Raw genomic sequence first — 16,680 nt, 5'->3', positions numbered from 1 at the left:
GAACCTTAACGACGGGCCCTGCTCAGCGCAGGGTGAACCGCCCGACGAGCTCCTGCAGGTCACCCGCCGCGGCCCGGACGGCACCGGCGGCGGCCGCCGCCTCAGCGGCACCACCGGTGGTCTGCTGCGTCGCCTGCGCGATGCCGGAGATGTTCGCGGCGATCTCCTGCGAGCCGGTGGACACCTCGGTCACGTTGCGCACCATCTCGCTCGTGGTGGCCGACTGCTCCTCCACCGCCGCCGCGATCGTGGCCTGCAGCCCGTCGATGCGGGCGACGACCTCGGAGATCTCCGTCAGCGCACCGGCGGCGGCGGCCGCGTCGGCCTGGGTCGCGTGGACGCGGGTCACGATCTCCTCGGTGGCCCGCGCGGTCTGCTGGGCCAGTTCCTTGACCTCACCGGCCACCACCGCGAACCCCTTGCCGGCATCACCGGCCCGGGCGGCCTCGATGGTGGCGTTCAGGGCCAGCAGGTTGGTCTGCCCGGCGATGGAGGTGATCAGCTTGACGACCTCGCCGATCTCCTGGCTGGAGGCGGTGAGCCGGAGGAGGGTCTCGCGCGCCGACGTGGCCGTCGCGACGGCGCCGGCCGCGGTGGAACTGGCCTCGGTGGTCGAGCCGGCGATCTCCCGGATGGCCGCGGACATCTGCTCCCCGGCCGCCGAGACCGTGCCGATGTTCGCGCTGATCTGCTCGGTCGCGGCCGAGACGACCTCGGCCTGCGCCGAGGCGCCGGCCGCCCCGGACGACAGGGAGTCGGCGACGCCGGCCAGCTGGGTCGAGGAGGCGGCCAGCCGGTGCGCACCGTCGGAGACCATCGTCAGGGTCTGCGTCAGCCCGTCCGCGGTGGCGTCGACCGCGGCGGCGAGCTGGCCGAGCTCGTCGGCGTTGCGGTACTCCACCCGCTGGTCCAGCCGGCCCACGGCGACGCCCTGCAGCACCCGGACCGACGCCTGCAGCGGACGTGTGACGGAGCGGGCGATGACGAGGGCCAGCAGGACCGACAGCGCGACCGCGACGACCCCGGCGCCGACGAGCACCAGCACCGCCTCGCGGTAGGCGTCGCGCCCCTGCTCGGCCATCGCGGTGGCCGCCACCTGCTCGACCTCGTTGATCTCGTCGAGCTTCGCCGTCAGCGTCTGGTGGGTGGTCATGAGGTCACCGGAGTTCGCGAGGAACCCGGCCTGGTCGTTCGCGTTCGCGAACGCGATCGCCGGCCGCCGGACCTCGGTGTACTTCGCCATCAACCGCTCCACCTCGGCGCGGTCGGCCGCCGGGGCCGACGGCGAGGACGCCTGGTACCGCTGCCAGGCCGCCTCGAGCGCGGCGTCGTCGACGGCCAGGGAGTCGGTGTTCAGCTGCTTCAGCTGCGGATCGCTCACCAGGGCGAGGCCGGTGATGTCGAGCACGATGCGGGTGTAGGCGTTCTCGACGGCGTTGATGCTGTCCACCGAGGCGAGCCCCGCGGTCGACATCCGTTCCAGGTTCTGCTGGGAGTGCCCCAGCCGGACGACACCGAGGACGACCACGGCGGCCAGCAGCAGGCAGACGACACCGAAGCCACCGGCGAGCTTCGCAGCGACCTTCAGACCACGCAGACGGGAGAGCATGATCGGTTCTTCGGTAGTTGCAGGGATGCACTGAAGGGCCTGATCGACGGATGCCGACCAGGCCCTCCGGTGACTGAGCGTCAGGGCTGGACGTCAGGGCTGGACGTCGAAGTCGACGTCGACGGGAGTGCTGACCGATGCGAGCTGCGCACCCAACGGCGTGCCGTAGGAGCCGTACCAGCGAGTCGTGCGCACCGACGTGGCCTGGAACCGGGTGAAGTTCGGCGCCTCCTCCGCAGCGCAGGTGATGCCGAAGTGGCCCTGGTAGGACCAGATGAGGGAGCTGAAGCTCACCCGGGACCCCGACTGCGTCGCCCCGGCCGGCACCTCGGCGAGTCCGTCCGCGAACTTCGATCCCAAGGCGAAGGTGTCGTTGCCCACGCCGCCCTGCCGCAGGAAACGCTCGGTTCCGTCGACGAGGCGACCGTCGGCGCTGAAGCACCCGACGTAGATGTTGCCGCTGACGGAAGTGGCGGTGACGGTGGTGCGGTCCACCGGAGACAGTCGGGTCACCACGCCGCCCGACTGGATCCGGTGCGTGATCCCTGCTGCCACCTTCACGGTGGTGTCCAGGGTGTTGTTGCCCTCGTTGGACTCCGCGATCCGCTTGGCGTCGTCGACGAACGCCCGCAGCTTGCGCTGCCCCGCCGTCGCCGTCCACGTCGCCGACCCCGTCGGACCGCCCACGGCGGTGACCGTGACGCTCTGCCCGGGCGCGATCGAGGCGGTGTGCCGGTCGGCCCAGGTGACCAGCTTGCCGTCGACCTGGAAACCGACCCCGCTGATGGTCCCGGCCGGCGTGGCCGCGGTGCCGCGGTTGGCGATGGTGGCGCTGAACAGCACCTGCTGGCCGCCGACGACGTCGGGCGCCCAGTTGACGGACGTGACCACCAGGTCGGGCTGGCGCGGCGCGGCGCTGACCGTTCCCCCCACGGCGACCGATCCCACGACGACCGCACCCGCGACCAGCGCGCGGGCAGCCTTGACGAACCCCATGTCGTTCCCCCGGTCTTTCCGATCCTGTGCGCAACCCCCCGTCGCGCAGAGTGCACGCTAGTCGGTCGCTGGGCCGAACGGGTGAGGATCCGGGAAGTCGGGGGAACGACGGGGCGGGTCAGACCGGCACGATCTCCGGGGCCTGCAGGCGCACGGCGTCGGCGGAGGCGTCGTCGGGCTGTTCCTGCGAGGCGCGCTCGGCCGCGACCCGCTGCAGGTAGGTCTTCACCTCGGTGGAACGACGCTCGTCGTCCCAGCCCAGCGGACCGGCCATCAGGTCGGCGACCAGCTCGGCCGACTCCGTCCCGCGGTCGTAGGTCTCGATGGAGATCCGGGTGCGGCGCGCCAGGACGTCGTCGAGGTGGCGGGCGCCCTCGTGCGTGACGGCGTAGACGACCTCGGCCTTCAGGTAGTCGTCGGCCTTGGGCAGCACCTCACCCAGCGACGGGTCGGCCGCGATGAGCGCCAGGACCTCGTCGATCGCCGAGCCGTAGCGGTTCAGCAGGTGCTCGACGTGGTCGACGTGGATGCCGGCGCGGGCGGCCAGACCGTGCCGCTGGTTCCACAGCGCGTGGTAGCCCTCGGCACCCACGAGCGGCACGTTCTCCGTCGTCGACGCGGCGATCCTGCCGTCCAGGCCCTCCACCGCGACGTCCACGGCGTCCTTGGCCATGACCCGGTAGGTCGTGTACTTGCCACCGGCGACGACGACCAGACCCGGGACGGGGTGCCCGACGACGTGCTCGCGCGAGAGCTTGGAGGTCGACTCGCTCTCCCCGCTCAGCAGCGGCCGCAGGCCCGCGTACACGCCCTGGACGTCCTCGCGGGTCAGCGGGGACTTCAGCACGGAGTTGGCGTGCTCCAGGACGTAGTCGATGTCGGCGCTGGTGGCGGCCGGGTGCGCCTTGTCCAGGGTCCACTCGGTGTCGGTGGTCCCGACGATCCAGTGCCGGCCCCACGGGATGATGAACAGCACCGACTTCTCGGTGCGCAGGATCATGCCCGTGGTGGACTGGATGCGGTCGCGCGGCACCACGAGGTGGATGCCCTTGGAGGCGCGGACCTTGAACTGCCCGCGCGCGTTGACCAGTTCCTGGGTCTCGTCGGTCCACACGCCGGTGGCGTTGATGACCTGCTTGGCCTTCACCCGGACGTCGGTGCCGGTCTCGAGGTCGACCAGGACGGCGCCGACGACGCGCTCACCCTCGCGGATGAACTCCTTGACGCGGGTGCGGTTGGCGATGAGCGCACCGTACGTGGCGGCGGTGCGGGCGATCGTCATGGTGTGCCGGGCGTCGTCCACCTGGCCGTCGTAGTACTGGATGGCGCCGACCATGGCGTCCTTGCGGATGCCCGGGGCCACCTTCTGCACGCCCTTGCGGGTCAGGTGGCGGTGCAGCGGGAAACCCTTGTTGTTGCCCGACGACAGCGCCATGGCGTCGTACAGCGCGACACCGGAGCCCACGTACGGGCGCTCGGCGAACCGCTTGGACAGCGGGTACAGGAACGGGACGGGCCGGACCAGGTGCGGCGCCAGCTTGTTGCGCAGCAGACCGCGCTCGGACAGCGCCTCGTGGACGAGGGCGAAGTCGAGCATCTCCAGGTAGCGCAGGCCACCGTGGACGAGCTTGCTGGAGCGGCTCGAGGTGCCCGAGGCCCAGTCCCGCGCCTCGACCAGCGCCGTGCGCAACCCCCGGGTCACCGCGTCCAGCGCGGCCCCCGTCCCGACGACGCCGCCGCCGATGACGAGGACGTCGAGTTCACCTTCTGCCATCTCGCGCAGCGCGTCCGCCCTGGCCTGCGGCGACAGTGCCTTGATCTCCACGTCCTGCTCCTCAGCTTCTTCCCTACGGGTCCTGCTCCATGGTGTGCGCCGGGCGCGCATCTCGCGCGCCCGGCGCGGTCGAGGGGGTGGAACCTCAGTCCACGTCCACCCAGTTCAACGTCCGCTCGACGGCTTTCTTCCAGCCGGCGTAGCCGTTGGTGCGCTGCTCGTCGTTCCAGGTCGGCTCCCAGCGGGCGCCCTCGTTCCAGTTCTCGCGCAGTTCGTCGAGGTTCTTCCAGAACCCGACGGCCAGACCGGCCGCGTAGGCCGCACCGAGCGCGGTGGTCTCGGCGACGACCGGCTTGGAGACCGGGACACCGAGGATGTCGGCCTGCAGCTGCATGCACAGCGTGTTGGCGGTGATGCCGCCGTCGACCTTGAGCACCTCGACCTCGACGCCGGAGTCGGCCGTCATGGCCTCGGTGACGTCGCGGCTCTGGTAGCAGATCGACTCCAGCGTGGCCCGGGCGATGTGCGCGTTGGTGTTGTAGCGGGACAACCCGACGATCGCGCCGCGGGCGTCCGAGCGCCAGTACGGCGCGAACAACCCCGAGAACGCCGGCACGAAGTAGCAACCGCCGGAGTCGTTCACCTGGCGCGCCAGCGACTCCGACTCCCCCGCCCCGGAGATGATGCCGAGCTGGTCGCGCAGCCACTGCACGGCCGAACCGGTGACGGCGATCGAGCCCTCGAGGGCGTAGACCGGCTTGTCGTCGTTGAACTGGTAGCAGACCGTCGTCAGCAGACCGGCCTTGGAGCGCACCAGTTCGGTGCCGGTGTTCAGCAGCATGAAGTTGCCGGTGCCGTAGGTGTTCTTGGCCATGCCCGGGTCGAAGCAGACCTGCCCGACCATGGCGGCCTGCTGGTCGCCCAGGATGCCGGTCAGCCGGACCTTGCCGCCCAGCGGGCCCTGCTCCAGCGTCTCGCCGTAGCCCTCGGTGTACGAGGACGGCTTGATCTGCGGGAGCATCGCGCGCGGGATCCCGAAGATCTCCAGCAGCTCGTCGTCCCAGTCCAGGGTCTCCAGGTTCATCAGCATGGTCCGGCTGGCGTTGGTCACGTCGGTGACGTGGACGCCGGCGCGCGGGCCGCCGGTGAGGTTCCAGATGAGCCAGGAGTCGGTGTTGCCGAAGACGGCCTCACCGCGCTCGGCGGCCTCGCGGACCCCCTCGACGTTCTCCAGGATCCACTGGATCTTGCCGCCGGAGAAGTAGGTCGCCGGGGGCAGGCCGGTCTTGGCCCGGATCTTCTGGCCACGTTCGTCGCGGTCGAGGGCGGCCGCGAGCCGGTCGGTGCGGGTGTCCTGCCAGACGATGGCGTTGTAGTACGGCCGTCCGGTGCGGCGGTTCCAGACGACGGCCGTCTCGCGCTGGTTGGTGATGCCGAGTGCGGCGAGGTCCTTGGCGCTCAGGTTCGCCTGGCGCAGGCCGCTCTGGATGACCGAGCTGGTGCGTTCCCAGATCTCGATCGGGTCGTGCTCCACCCAGCCCGGCTGCGGCATGATCTGGGTGTGCTCGAGCTGGTACTTGGCGACCTCGTTGCCGCTGTGGTCGAAGACCATGAACCGGCTGGACGTGGTGCCCTGGTCGACGGCGCCGACGTACTGGGGACCGTTGTCGTTCGGCATGCTGTTCCGCCTTCTCTTCTGTGAGCTGTGCGTTGGGTCGTGGCTCGGCGTCGGTCAGTCGTCGGTCAGTCGTCGGCCGGGACGCGGCCCTCGGGCTGCGGTTCCAGGCCGGTGACCGGGTCGGGTTCGGGCAGGTGGCGCTCGACCAGGATCTTGTAGAGACCACCACCGATGACGCCGCCGATGATCGGGGCGACGATGGGCACCCAGAAGTAGAAGTCACCCGCTGGTGTGCGCATCGCGTCCTCGTACCCGGTGACGTACGACAGCAGGCGGGGGCCGAAGTCGCGGGCCGGGTTGATGGCGTAGCCGGCGTTGCTGCCCCAGGCCATGCCGATGCCGACCACGACCAGGCCGATGATGAACGGCGCGAGGTTGGCCGCCGGCGGGGTGGCCCGGGCCTCGGTGATCGCGAAGATGAGGAACACCAGGATGGCGGTGCCGACGATCTGGTCCCAGAAGGCGGTGGAGATGCTGATCCCCTCACCTGGCAGCGTCGAGAAGATGCCCTGGGTGGCGGAGGTCGTGCCGGCGTCGACGGTGTCGATCGCGTCGGCGTAGATCCAGCGGACGATGCCCGCCGCGACGAACGCCCCGAGGAACTGCGCCACGACGTAGGGCACGACCTTCTTCCACGGGAAACCCTTGAAGACGGCCAGCGCGATGCTGACGGCCGGGTTCAGGTGCGCACCGGTGGTGCGGCCGGCGACGTAGACGCCGAAGGTGACGCCGAGTCCCCAGGACCAGTGGATGGCGTCGTCTCCGCCGTTCTGCCCGGCCACGACCTGGGCGACGACACCCACGCCGAACAGGATGAGGATGGCGGTGCCGGCGAACTCGGCGAGCATCTCGCCGGCCAGGGTCGGGGTGCGGCGCGCAGGCGCCGCGGGCGGCGCAGCCGCCCCGGAACTGCTGTGGGACATCGGGAACTCCACGTTGAGTCGAGTTTCACGGCGGATCCGCCGTGCCTGCTTCAGGCGTGATCGAAGGTAGGAGGGGCGCCAGGAGGCGTCAACGTCACGAGTTCGACCATGTCGAACGATTCGTCGGGGCCGGTGACCTTCCGCGCCCCGTGAGCGTTCACCGACGACGGTGGCCACGCTGCGGCTGTCGCACCGTGCGTCGATGGTGACGTTGCGTACTTGCTTCACCCGAAAGGCTCAAGGCACGGCGGGAACCTGCCGACACCACGACCATGACGCTGAGCACGCAGGGTCCGCCGTCGCTCAGCCCTGCCCACCTCCCCCGCACCGAGGCCACCACCGCGGCCGCCGAGGAACTGGACCGGGTGCTGCGCGCCGACGCGCTGCGCACCGTCTTCCAGCCCGTCGTCGACCTGCGCACCGGGGCGACCGTCGCCGTCGAGGCGTTCGTCCGCGGCCCGCACGACTCCCCGTTGACGTCCCCCGCGCACCTGTTCCGCGCCGCCGCGCACAGCGGCCGCACCGTCGAGCTCGACCTCGCCGCCCGGCGCACGGCACTGCGCACGGCCGCCGACGCCGGTCTGCACGCGGGGTGCACGCTCTTCCTCAACACGACCGGGGAGAGCACCGCCGCCGCGGACGCCGTCGCGGGGACCTGCGGGGACGCCGACCGTCGCGTGGTCGTCGACGTCCGCGCCCAGGCCCTGGTCGCCCGTCCGGCCCAGGTGCTGCGCCTGGCCCGGCGGATCCGCGCGCGCGGCTGGGGGGTCGCGCTGGACGACGTGGGCGCCGACCCGTCCGCGCTGGCGTTGCTGCCCGTGCTGCACCCCGACGTCGTCAAGCTCGACCTGCGCGACCTGGAACGGCGTCCCGCGCCCGACGTCGCCGCCGTGGTCGCCGCCGTGGGCCGGTACGCCGAGCGCACCGGGGCCGCGGTCCTGGCCGAAGGCGTGCAGGACGAGGCCGACGTCCGGACGGCCGAGGCGCTGGGCGCGGGGCTGGCCCAGGGCTGGTCCTTCGGCCGCCCGGCCGCAGCCACCGACGTCCTGGCCGACGTCCTGGCCGACGTCCTCGCCGACGTGCCGACCACCGGGCTGTTGCCGGGACTGCCCCGCCGGTCGCTGCCGGAGGACCTCTTCGGCCACCTGTCGTCCGCGCGCCCGGCGCGGCGGGCCACCACCCCGGTCGTCGAGCAGACGGCCCGCCACCTGCTGCTGCGAGCCGCCGGGGCGACGGATCCCGTCGTCGTGGTCTCGCTCGGTGGACCGGGCGCACGCCGGCTGGCCGAGGGCTGCGGCGTCCACGGCGTCGTGCACCTCGAGGGTGGCCGGGCCGGGCACCGTTCCGACCAGGAGTTCGGCGTCGCCGTCGCCGGCCCGCACGGCGGCGGGCTCGTCCTGGCCCGCCCCTGGCGGGGTGGTCGCGACGAGCACGAGCTGGTCGTCTCGCACGATCCGGACCTGGCCGCCGACGTCGTCGCGCGACTGCTCGCCGACCACCGCCCCCGGCCCACCGGGCCCGACCGTGCCGTCCCGACCGTCGCGCCCGTCCCGCCCCTCCCGCCCGCGCCGTCGCGTCCGCGGCCGGCCGGCCGGCTGTCCGAGGTCGTCGCCGACGCCCTGGAGGCGGACCGGCAGACCGGCACCGGCACCGGGCTGCTGCTCGTCGGCGTCGACGGCACCTGCCCCCGTGGCGGCCGGGAGGCCGTCGTGCGCCGGATGCGGCGCGCCGTGCGCTCGGTGGACCGCTGGATCCCGCTGCGCCCCGACCTGTTCGCCGTCCTGCTCACCGGGCTGCCCCGCGCCGGCAGCGAAGGGGTCGTCGAACGGGTGGCCGACGCCCTGCTGATGGCCGTCGAACTCGGCCTGGACCGTCCGGACGAGCGGCAGCCGGCGATGACGGTCAGCATCGGCGCCAGCCTGGCCCCGGGCCGGGCGGCGACCGGCGCCGAGGCGCACCGGCAGGCCGAGGCGGCCCTGGAGGCGGCCCGCCGCGCCGGAGGGCACTGCGCACGGATCTGGCCGGTCTGATAGACCCAGCACCAGGAGTGCGTCCGCGCCGCAGCGGCCGCCGACGAGGAACTGGTGAGGATGTCGGGGTACTTCGCGCTGCTGCGCGATCCGCTGGTGGCACGTCCGTTCGTCTCCTCGGTGGTGGCGCGCATCCCGATCGCGACCGCCCCGCTGGGGTTGGTGCTGCTGGTGCGCGACCAGCGGGAGAACTACACGCTGGCCGGGATCGTCACCGGGCTGTTCGCCGTCGGTCTGGCCGTCGGTTCCCCGCTGTGGGGGCGGGCGATGGACCGGATCGGCCAGCCGCGCGTCCTGGTGCCGGCCGCCTCGATCAGCGGCCTCCTGCTGCTCCTGCTCACCGGCGCGACGGTCTGGACCGCCGTGCCCGCCGTCGTGCTGCCCGTCATCGCCCTGCTGGCCGGGGCCGCGTTCCCGCCGCTGAGCCCGGCCATGCGCTCGACGTGGCGGGTCGTCGTCACCGACGAGCGCAAGCGCCGGCGCGGGTACGCGCTGGACGCGGCCGCCGTCGAGACGATCTTCGTGGGTGGTCCGCTGCTGCTCAGTGTGCTGCTGCTGCTCGGCGTCGCCCCGCTGCCGCTGCTGGTCACCGTGGTGTTCCTGGTCGGCGGCACGCTGGTCTACAGCCGCTCACCCGGCGCCCGGCGGGTCGTACCGCGGCCCGCGGCGGGGCACGCCGCCGGCGCGGGCGCGGTCCTGCTGCACAGCCCCGGCTTCGTCCTGCTGATGCTGGTCATGGCGGTCATGAGCATCGGGTTCGGCATCCTCGACGTCTCGATCGCCGGGCTGGCCGAGGACCTGCTGGGCTCGGCCGACCGGCTCGGTGCGCTCTTCGCCCCGATCGCCGGCGGGTCGGCGATCGGGGGGCTGGTGTACGGCAGCCGGGACTGGCGCAGCGCCGACCGCCGCCGCCTGCTGGTGACGCTGACGGTGTTCGGGCTGCTGCTGCTGGCCGTGGCCGCGAGCGCCGGGGCGGACGTCCCGATGGTCGTGCTGGTGGTTGTGCTGTTCCTCACGGGCCTGTTCATCTCCCCGAACCTCATCGCCGCGCAGGGACTGGTGGACCTGCTGTCCCCCTCGCACCGGCTCGGGGAGGCGCAGGCGTGGCTGTCCACCGCGATCACGGCCGGCGCGGCCCTCGGCAACGCCGTGGCCGGGGTGCTGCTGGACGCGGCCGGGCCGCGGCTGGCGCTGACCGTCGCGGCGTGCGCCGTGCTGGCCGCGTCCGTGCTGTGCCTGACCGCGCAGCGCAGCTGGGCGGGCTCGGCCCCGCTGCCCGCGTCGGTGTGAGTGCCCCGGTTCCGTAGGCTCTGCCCCGTGACCACCCCCTCCACCGAGCCGGCCACCGACGCCGCAGCCGAGCGCACCCCCGGTTCGCCCCGACGCACCGCCCTCGTGACCGGCGCGACCGCCGGGCTGGGCGCCGGGTACGCCCGGTCCCTGGCCCGCCGCGGGTTCGACCTGGTGATCGTGGCCCGGGACCGGACCCGCCTGGAGGCCACCGCGGCCGAGCTGCGCGCCCAGCACGGCGTGGACGTGGAGGTCCTCGTCGCGGACCTGTCGGACCGCGCGGCCCTGGAGCAGGTCGCCGAGCGGGTCCGCAGCACCGGGGCCCCCGTCGACGTGCTGGTCAACAACGCCGGCTTCGGGTTGCGGCAGCGCCTGTTCGACGGTGATCCGGCCGACCACGAGCGCATGTTCGACGTCCTGTGCCGGGCGGTCCTGGTGTTGTCCCGGGCGGCGACCGGGGCGATGGTCCCCCGCGGCCGTGGCTGGATCCTCAACGTCGGCTCCGTGGCCGGCCTGGTCCCCGGTGGCGGGCACTACTCCGCGGCCAAGGCCTACGTCATCGTCCTGACCGAGACCCTGGCCGGGGAGCTGCGCGGCACGGGGGTCGGTGCGACCGTGGTCGAGCCCGGCTACGTCCGCACCGAGTTCCACTCCCGGTCCGGGATGCGTTCGGGCGGCAGCTCGTCGCTGAGCGACAAGGTCTGGCTGGACATCGACGACGTCGTCGACGCCTCGCTGGACGACCTGTTCGCCGGCCGCGCCGTGAGCGTGCCCACCAGACGGTGGAAGGCCGTCTCGACGTTGCTGGACGTGGCCCCGCGCCGCCTGGTCAGGACGGTCTGGAACGCCATGCCGTCGGGGGCCAGGCGGCGGCACCCCACCTCAGGGGCGTGAGTTCTCCCTTTCTAGAACACGGAGCGTGACCAACCGGTAACGTAAGGGTGTGAACACTGCCCTCTCGGGACGGACCACCGAGGTGGCCGCGCGGCACACCGAGCAGATCCGGCTGGCCGTCCTGCGCGAGTACGTCGACGTCACGGCACCGCCCCCGCACGAGCTGCAGGCCGTCGTCCGGCTCGCGACCACGGTGACCGGGCTGTCCAACGCCGTCGTCAACATCATCGACGAGCGCCTCCAGCGGCAACTGGCCAGTGAGGGCTTCGACCGGGCCGACTGCGCCCGCGAGGACGCCATGTGCGACTACACCGTCGCCACGGGCACCCTCGTGCACGCACCGGACGCCCGGCGCGACGTGCGGTTCGCCGCCAACCCCTGGGTGGACGGCCGGCTCGGACTGGTCCGCAGCTACGCCTCCGCGCCCCTGCTGACGCCCGACGGGCTGACGCTGGGCACGCTGTGCGCCTTCGACGAGGAACCCCGTGAGCTGGGCGAGGACCAGCAGGCCGACCTGGCCGACCTGGCGGCGCTGGTCGTCGCGATCTTCGACCGCGAGCGCCGGGCGCGGCTCGAGGTCTCGCACGAGGAGCAGCTGACGCGGGCGCGGGCTGCGGCCGAGACCGCCCGGGCCCTGCAGGAGGCCCTGCTGCCGCACCGGCTGCCGCAGAGCGAGTGCGTGCGGCTGACCTCGCGCTACCTGCCCGGCACCGACGGCGCCGAGATCGGCGGGGACTTCTTCGACGCCATCGCCACCGACCGGGCCTTCGTCGTGGTCATGGGCGACGTCCAGGGCCACAACAGCGCCGCGGCCGCGCTGATGGGACGGGTCCGCACGGCCGTGCGCGCCTACGTCAGCGAGGGACACTCCCCCAGCGCGGTGCTCGAGCGGACCAACCGCCTGATGCAGTCCTTCGACGGCGACCTGTTCGCCACCTGCTGTCTGCTCGCCCTGGACGAGGGCACCGGCGAGCTCCTGGTGGCCAGCGCCGGGCACCCCGCCCCGCTGCTGTTCTGCCCCGGCCCGGTGCGGGAGCTCTCGGTGGATCCCGGGCCGCCGCTGGGGGTCGACCCCGAGGCGACCTTCCCGGTCTCCTCCCACCGGCTCACCGGGCGCAGCCGGCTGCTGCTGTACACCGACGGCGTCGTGGAGTGGCCGCGCGGCGCGACCGCCGGCGAGGACCTGCTCGAACTGGCCCTGGCGGACTCCACCCTCGCCTCCTCCGACGCCGTGGCCGACCGGGTGCTGGCGCCCTCGCAGCGGACCAAGGACGACGACGCGGCACTGCTCGTCGTCGACTACGACGGCCCCACCCCCGGCATCCGCGAGACGCGACTGGCGCTGCCGGCCGACACCCGTGCCGTCGGGGCGGCCCGGGACTACCTGCGGACCACGCTGAGCGAGTGGGACCTGTCGTCGGCCGCGGACGAGGCCGAACTCGTGGTCTCCGAGCTGGTGACCAACGCCCTGCTGCACACGGGCTCGCCCGCAGCGCTGACGTTGCGGCACGAGGTCGCGGACGGCCTGCTGTCCGTGGGGGTGGAGGACTGCTCCACGCGGCACCCGCAGCCCCGTGACTCCACCGAGGAGGCCACGGGAGGCCGCGGCATGCACATCGTCGAGGTGGTCGCCCAGCGGTGGTGGGTGGCTCCCCGCGGGAACGGCAAGACGGTGTGGGCCGACCTGCTCGTGGCCTGATCCCGGGCCGTGGGTGCCCCGGTCAGTCCACGGGCACCCGGGGCCGGTGGACCGTCACGAACCCGACGACGACCACACCGCCGTCCGCGCCGACGAGGCGACGGCCGGTGCCGGTGCGCCACACCCAGTCGCCCTCGGGCGACCGGCCGCGCAGCGTCACCCGGAAGTGCTCGCCCGTCTCGGCCGTCCGGCGCAGCGTCCGCTCGACGTCGGCGCGGTCGTCGGGGTGGACGTCGAGCAGGGCGCGTTCGACCCCGACGCGCTGGGACAGGCCGAGGACCTGCCCGGCCTGCTCGTCCAGGCTCATCAGGCCCGTGGCCGGGTCGAACTGCCAGGCCCCGCTGTCCTCGTCGGAGAACTGCGGCGCCGTCAGCCAGTTGGCCAGCGAGGTCAGCGAGATGTCGTCCCCGCGCACCAGGTAGCCGTCCTCGCGTCCCTGGGCGTCGTCGACGGCGAGGGCGTCCACCAGCCAGGCGAGGTCCGGGTCCGCGCCCGGCGGCGGCTCGTCACCCCACAGGTTCTTCAGCACGGCGAGCACGCGGGCGGCCCGCGCCGACCGGGCGTCGCCGTGCTCAGAGGACCCCTGGTCGAAGGATGCCTGCACTGTCCCCCCTGTCGTCTTCCGTCAGGGGAGGTTATCCCGTGATCGGGTCATCACGGACGTGGATGGACCCGGAACCAGCCGGTGCTCAGTCCACGATGGCGCCGGGGTTGAGGTTGCGACCGGGGTCGACGCCGGCGAAGAGCGCCCCCACGATCTCGGCCCCGGCCGGGGACAGGTCCTGGCTGATCCACCGCTTGTGCTCACGACCGACGGCGTGGTGGTGCGACAGCGTGCCGCCGTTGTCGATGAACGCCTGCTGGATGGCGCCCTTGACGGTGTCGTAGGCCTCCAGGCCGTCGCGGTCGGCCGGCGGCTGGAAGGCGAAGGTGAAGTACTGGCACGCGCCGGAGTGGTAGCTGTGCGAGAGGTGGCAGAAGACGAACCCCTTGGTGCCGACCTCGGCGAACGCCTTGTTGGCGGCCGCGACGACGTTGTCGTGCAACGTCTTCAGCGTCGTCCACGACGAGGAGGTCTCGGACACGTCGCCGTAGGCGCCGCGGTCGAGGATGAAGTCGCGGATGTAGGGGGTGTCGAACTTCTTCTGGTCGTACAGCGTCCCCGGGCCGGACCCGACGCCGAAGCCGCCGTGCTTCTTGACGATCTCGCCGACGAGCTGCTTGTTGCGCCGCACGTGCAGCGCCGACCCCTCGAACCCGATGAACGACAGGCACATCTTCGACAGGTCGAAGCCCTTGCGCTTGCTGGCGTACAGCTGGACGCCCTTGTTGAGCAGCTGCCCCAGGGTGCTGCCCTTCTTGGAGGTCGCCAGCGTGAACTGCGTCTCCATCTCGTCCGAGACGCGGGTGATGCTCGGCGAGGCGTCGGAGGCCGCGATGTCGTGCATGGCCTTCAGGCCGCTGCCGTAGTCGGGGAAGAAGTAGGCCTGGATGACCCGCTCCTCGGCGATCCGGTGCACCTGGACGGTGGCCTCGGTGATGATGCCGAGCCGGCCCTCGCTGCCCAGGACCATCTCGCGCACGCTGGGGCCGGCCGACTGCACGGGCACCTCGGCCGTGGCGACGAGCCCCTTGGGCGTGACCACGCGCACGGCGCGGGTGATGTCGGCGATGTCGCCGAACCGGTCGGACTGCATGCCCGAGGACCGGGTGGCGATCCAGCCGCCGAGGGTGGAGTGCTTGAAGCTGTCGGGGAAGTGCCCGATCGTCCAGCCGCGGGCGTTCAACTGCGCCTCGAGGTCGGGCCCCAGGGCCCCGGCCTGGATCCGGGCCGTCTGCGAGGTCTCGTCCAGGGACAGCACCGCGCGCATGCGCCCCAGGTCCAGGGACAGCACGGGGCGGGTCTCGTCGCGGGGGGCCTCGAGGGCGCCGACGATGTTGGACCCACCGCCGAACGGGATCAGGACGGCGTCGGCCTCCAGCGAGATCTTCAGCGCCGCCTCGACCTCGGCCTCGGTGGCCGGGTACAGGACCAGGTCGGGCAGGCGGCCGAAGTCGCCGCGACGGACGCGGACGAGGTCGCGCATCGACTTGCCGTAGGTGTGCACGACCCGGTCGAGGTCGTCGTCGTGGACGTGCTCCTCGCCGAGGGCCTCGACCAGGGCCTTGCGCAGGGTGTCGGGGGCCTGGGAGGCCGGGACGTCGAGGTCGGACAGCTGCGGCACGACCACGGGGGGTGCGTTGAAGTCGATGCCGGCCATGCGCTTGGCGAACGGCGCCAGGTTCGGCTTGTCCTCGTGGTGGAACGCGACGCCTTCCTGGCCCCAGCCCCACCACTTCATGTGCTCGACCACGAAAGCTCCCACATCTCGGTCCTGCAGTTCGGGCGCGAGCCTACGCGCCGCCTGCGACACGCGAGGCCAGGTGGCGCACCGCGAGCTCGTAGCCGTCGACCCCCAGGCCCGCGATCACGCCCGTGGCGACGGGGGTGATGTAGGAGTGGCGGCGGAAGTCCTCGCGCGCGTGCACGTTGGAGACGTGCAGCTCGACCAGCCCGGCGGTCAGCTCGGCGCAGGCGTCGCGCAGGGCCACCGAGGTGTGGGTCCAGGCCGCGGGGTTGAGCACGACGGGCAGCTGCGCGTCGGCGGCGTCGTGGATCCAGCCGAGCATCTCGTGCTCGGCGTCGGTCTGCCGCAGCTCGACCTCGACGCCCAGCTCGGCGGCCAGCCGCTGCAGCCGCGCCTCGACGTCGCCCAGCGTGGTGGTGCCGTACACCTCGGGCTGCCGCCTGCCGAGCCGGCCGAGGTTGGGGCCGTTGAGCACCAGGATCTTCATCCTGTGGACAGTACCCAGACCGTGTCGCCGACCGGTGCCACAGTGCGGGCATGGCGATCCCCGAGACCCCGTCCGAGCTTCCGTCCGAGCTCTCGTCCGAGCCCTCGTCCGAGCCCTTCCGCTGCTTCGGCACCGGCGACCCGCTCTACGAGGACTACCACGACACCGAGTGGGGCCGGCCGGTGCGCGGGGACCGCGAGCTGTACGAGCGCATCAGCCTCGAGGCGTTCCAGTCCGGGCTGAGCTGGATCACGGTCCTGCGCCGGCGCGAGAGGTTCCGCGCCGCCTTCGACGGCTTCGACCCGCAGGCCGTGGCCACCTACGGCGAGGCTGACGTCGCCCGCCTGCTGGCCGACGAGGGCATCATCCGCAACCGCCTCAAGGTCGAGGCCACCATCGCCAACGCCCGCGCGGTCCTGGCGCTGCAGGCCGCCGGCGGCAGCCTGAGCGACCTGGTGTGGTCCTTCGCGCCCGCCCCCCGGCCGGCGCCGCGGGAGCCCGGCGACGTCCCGGCCCGCACGCCGGGGTCGACGGCGCTGGCCAAGGCCCTGAAGGCGGCGGGTCTCCGCTTCGTCGGCCCGACGACGGCCTACGCCTCGATGCAGGCCTGCGGCGTCGTGAACGACCACCTGCAGCGGTGCCCGGTCCGCGCACGGATCCCGTCAGCGGTCGAGGTGGCCCGCTGAGCACCGCCCCCGCGCCGACGCGACGGTGCGGACGGCTCGGCGACCCGATCCCGCACGGGCGCAACGGGCCACGACGGCGGTGCCCGGGTGCGACGGCTCGTGGTCGCCGATCCGGAGGCTGCCGCGAACGGTGCGTGACGGCGCGCACACCCCTGCGTACACCCTGCGCACACCCCCTGCGCACACCCCCTGCGCACACCCCGCAGCACGCACCCGTGTGAACGCTCCCGGCCACGGATGCGAGAATCTCCGACCGAAGCGGGAAC

General features: G+C 72.8%; 13 protein-coding genes. 5 read left to right on the top strand and 8 right to left on the bottom strand.

What is annotated here, in order from left to right:
• Window positions 1-22: 22 nt before the first annotated feature.
• From ACRYR2_RS01440 to ACRYR2_RS01420, 5 genes are all read right to left on the bottom strand, one after another.
• Window positions 23-1,609 (bottom strand): methyl-accepting chemotaxis protein, encoded by a 1,587-nt coding sequence (locus tag ACRYR2_RS01440; protein ID WP_432561027.1) that lies wholly within the window; start codon window positions 1,607-1,609, stop codon window positions 23-25.
• A 93-nt stretch (window positions 1,610-1,702) separates the two neighbouring features.
• Window positions 1,703-2,605 (bottom strand): CARDB domain-containing protein, encoded by a 903-nt coding sequence (locus ACRYR2_RS01435; protein ID WP_432561026.1) that lies wholly within the window; start codon window positions 2,603-2,605, stop codon window positions 1,703-1,705.
• A gap of 118 nt (window positions 2,606-2,723) precedes the next feature.
• On the bottom strand, window positions 2,724-4,430 hold the full coding sequence (locus ACRYR2_RS01430; protein ID WP_432561025.1) for a glycerol-3-phosphate dehydrogenase/oxidase: 1,707 nt from the start codon (window positions 4,428-4,430) through the stop codon (window positions 2,724-2,726).
• A gap of 94 nt (window positions 4,431-4,524) precedes the next feature.
• Window positions 4,525-6,057 carry a glycerol kinase GlpK gene (gene glpK / locus ACRYR2_RS01425; protein ID WP_432561024.1) on the bottom strand — a complete coding sequence of 511 codons (1,533 nt, stop codon included), beginning with the start codon at window positions 6,055-6,057 and terminating at the stop codon, window positions 4,525-4,527.
• Between the two features lie 65 nt (window positions 6,058-6,122).
• The gene (locus tag ACRYR2_RS01420) at window positions 6,123-6,980 is read right to left on the bottom strand and encodes an MIP/aquaporin family protein (RefSeq protein ID WP_432561023.1); all 858 of its coding nucleotides are present in this window, start codon (window positions 6,978-6,980) and stop codon (window positions 6,123-6,125) included.
• Between the two features lie 272 nt (window positions 6,981-7,252).
• Here ACRYR2_RS01420 and ACRYR2_RS01415 point away from each other — a divergent pair, with 272 nt between their 5' ends.
• The 4 genes from ACRYR2_RS01415 to ACRYR2_RS01400 are packed head-to-tail and all read left to right on the top strand — an operon-like array spanning window position 7,253 to window position 12,893.
• On the top strand, window positions 7,253-9,010 hold the full coding sequence (locus tag ACRYR2_RS01415; protein ID WP_432561022.1) for an EAL domain-containing protein: 1,758 nt from the start codon (window positions 7,253-7,255) through the stop codon (window positions 9,008-9,010).
• 60 nt (window positions 9,011-9,070) lie between these two features.
• Window positions 9,071-10,300 carry an MFS transporter gene (locus ACRYR2_RS01410; protein ID WP_432561138.1) on the top strand — a complete coding sequence of 410 codons (1,230 nt, stop codon included), beginning with the start codon at window positions 9,071-9,073 and terminating at the stop codon, window positions 10,298-10,300.
• 27 nt (window positions 10,301-10,327) lie between these two features.
• Window positions 10,328-11,194, top strand: coding sequence for an SDR family NAD(P)-dependent oxidoreductase (locus tag ACRYR2_RS01405; protein WP_432561021.1), 867 nt, complete (start codon window positions 10,328-10,330; stop codon window positions 11,192-11,194).
• A 49-nt stretch (window positions 11,195-11,243) separates the two neighbouring features.
• A complete protein-coding gene (locus ACRYR2_RS01400) occupies window positions 11,244-12,893 on the top strand; it encodes an ATP-binding SpoIIE family protein phosphatase (RefSeq protein WP_432561020.1) in 1,650 nt (549 codons plus the stop codon).
• Between the two features lie 22 nt (window positions 12,894-12,915).
• Here the strand turns inward: ACRYR2_RS01400 and ACRYR2_RS01395 are convergent, their stop codons facing one another.
• From ACRYR2_RS01395 to aroQ, 3 genes are all read right to left on the bottom strand, one after another.
• On the bottom strand, window positions 12,916-13,497 hold the full coding sequence (locus tag ACRYR2_RS01395) for a PAS domain-containing protein (protein ID WP_432561019.1): 582 nt from the start codon (window positions 13,495-13,497) through the stop codon (window positions 12,916-12,918).
• 85 nt (window positions 13,498-13,582) lie between these two features.
• Window positions 13,583-15,235, bottom strand: coding sequence for an FAD-binding oxidoreductase (locus tag ACRYR2_RS01390; protein WP_432561137.1), 1,653 nt, complete (start codon window positions 15,233-15,235; stop codon window positions 13,583-13,585).
• A gap of 52 nt (window positions 15,236-15,287) precedes the next feature.
• Entirely contained in the window at window positions 15,288-15,728 is a 441-nt protein-coding gene (gene aroQ / locus ACRYR2_RS01385; protein ID WP_432561018.1) for a type II 3-dehydroquinate dehydratase, read from the bottom strand.
• A gap of 50 nt (window positions 15,729-15,778) precedes the next feature.
• Between aroQ and ACRYR2_RS01380 the strand changes: the two genes are divergently transcribed.
• Window positions 15,779-16,414 (top strand): DNA-3-methyladenine glycosylase I, encoded by a 636-nt coding sequence (locus ACRYR2_RS01380; protein ID WP_432561017.1) that lies wholly within the window; start codon window positions 15,779-15,781, stop codon window positions 16,412-16,414.
• The last annotated feature ends 266 nt before the right edge of the window (window positions 16,415-16,680 follow it).

It is taken from the genome of Kineococcus deserti, assembly GCF_050871945.1.
Lineage (GTDB): Bacteria > Actinomycetota > Actinomycetes > Actinomycetales > Kineococcaceae > Kineococcus.
Note: the sequence above shows the minus strand (reverse complement) of the source record. Positions and strands in the feature narration are given on the sequence as shown.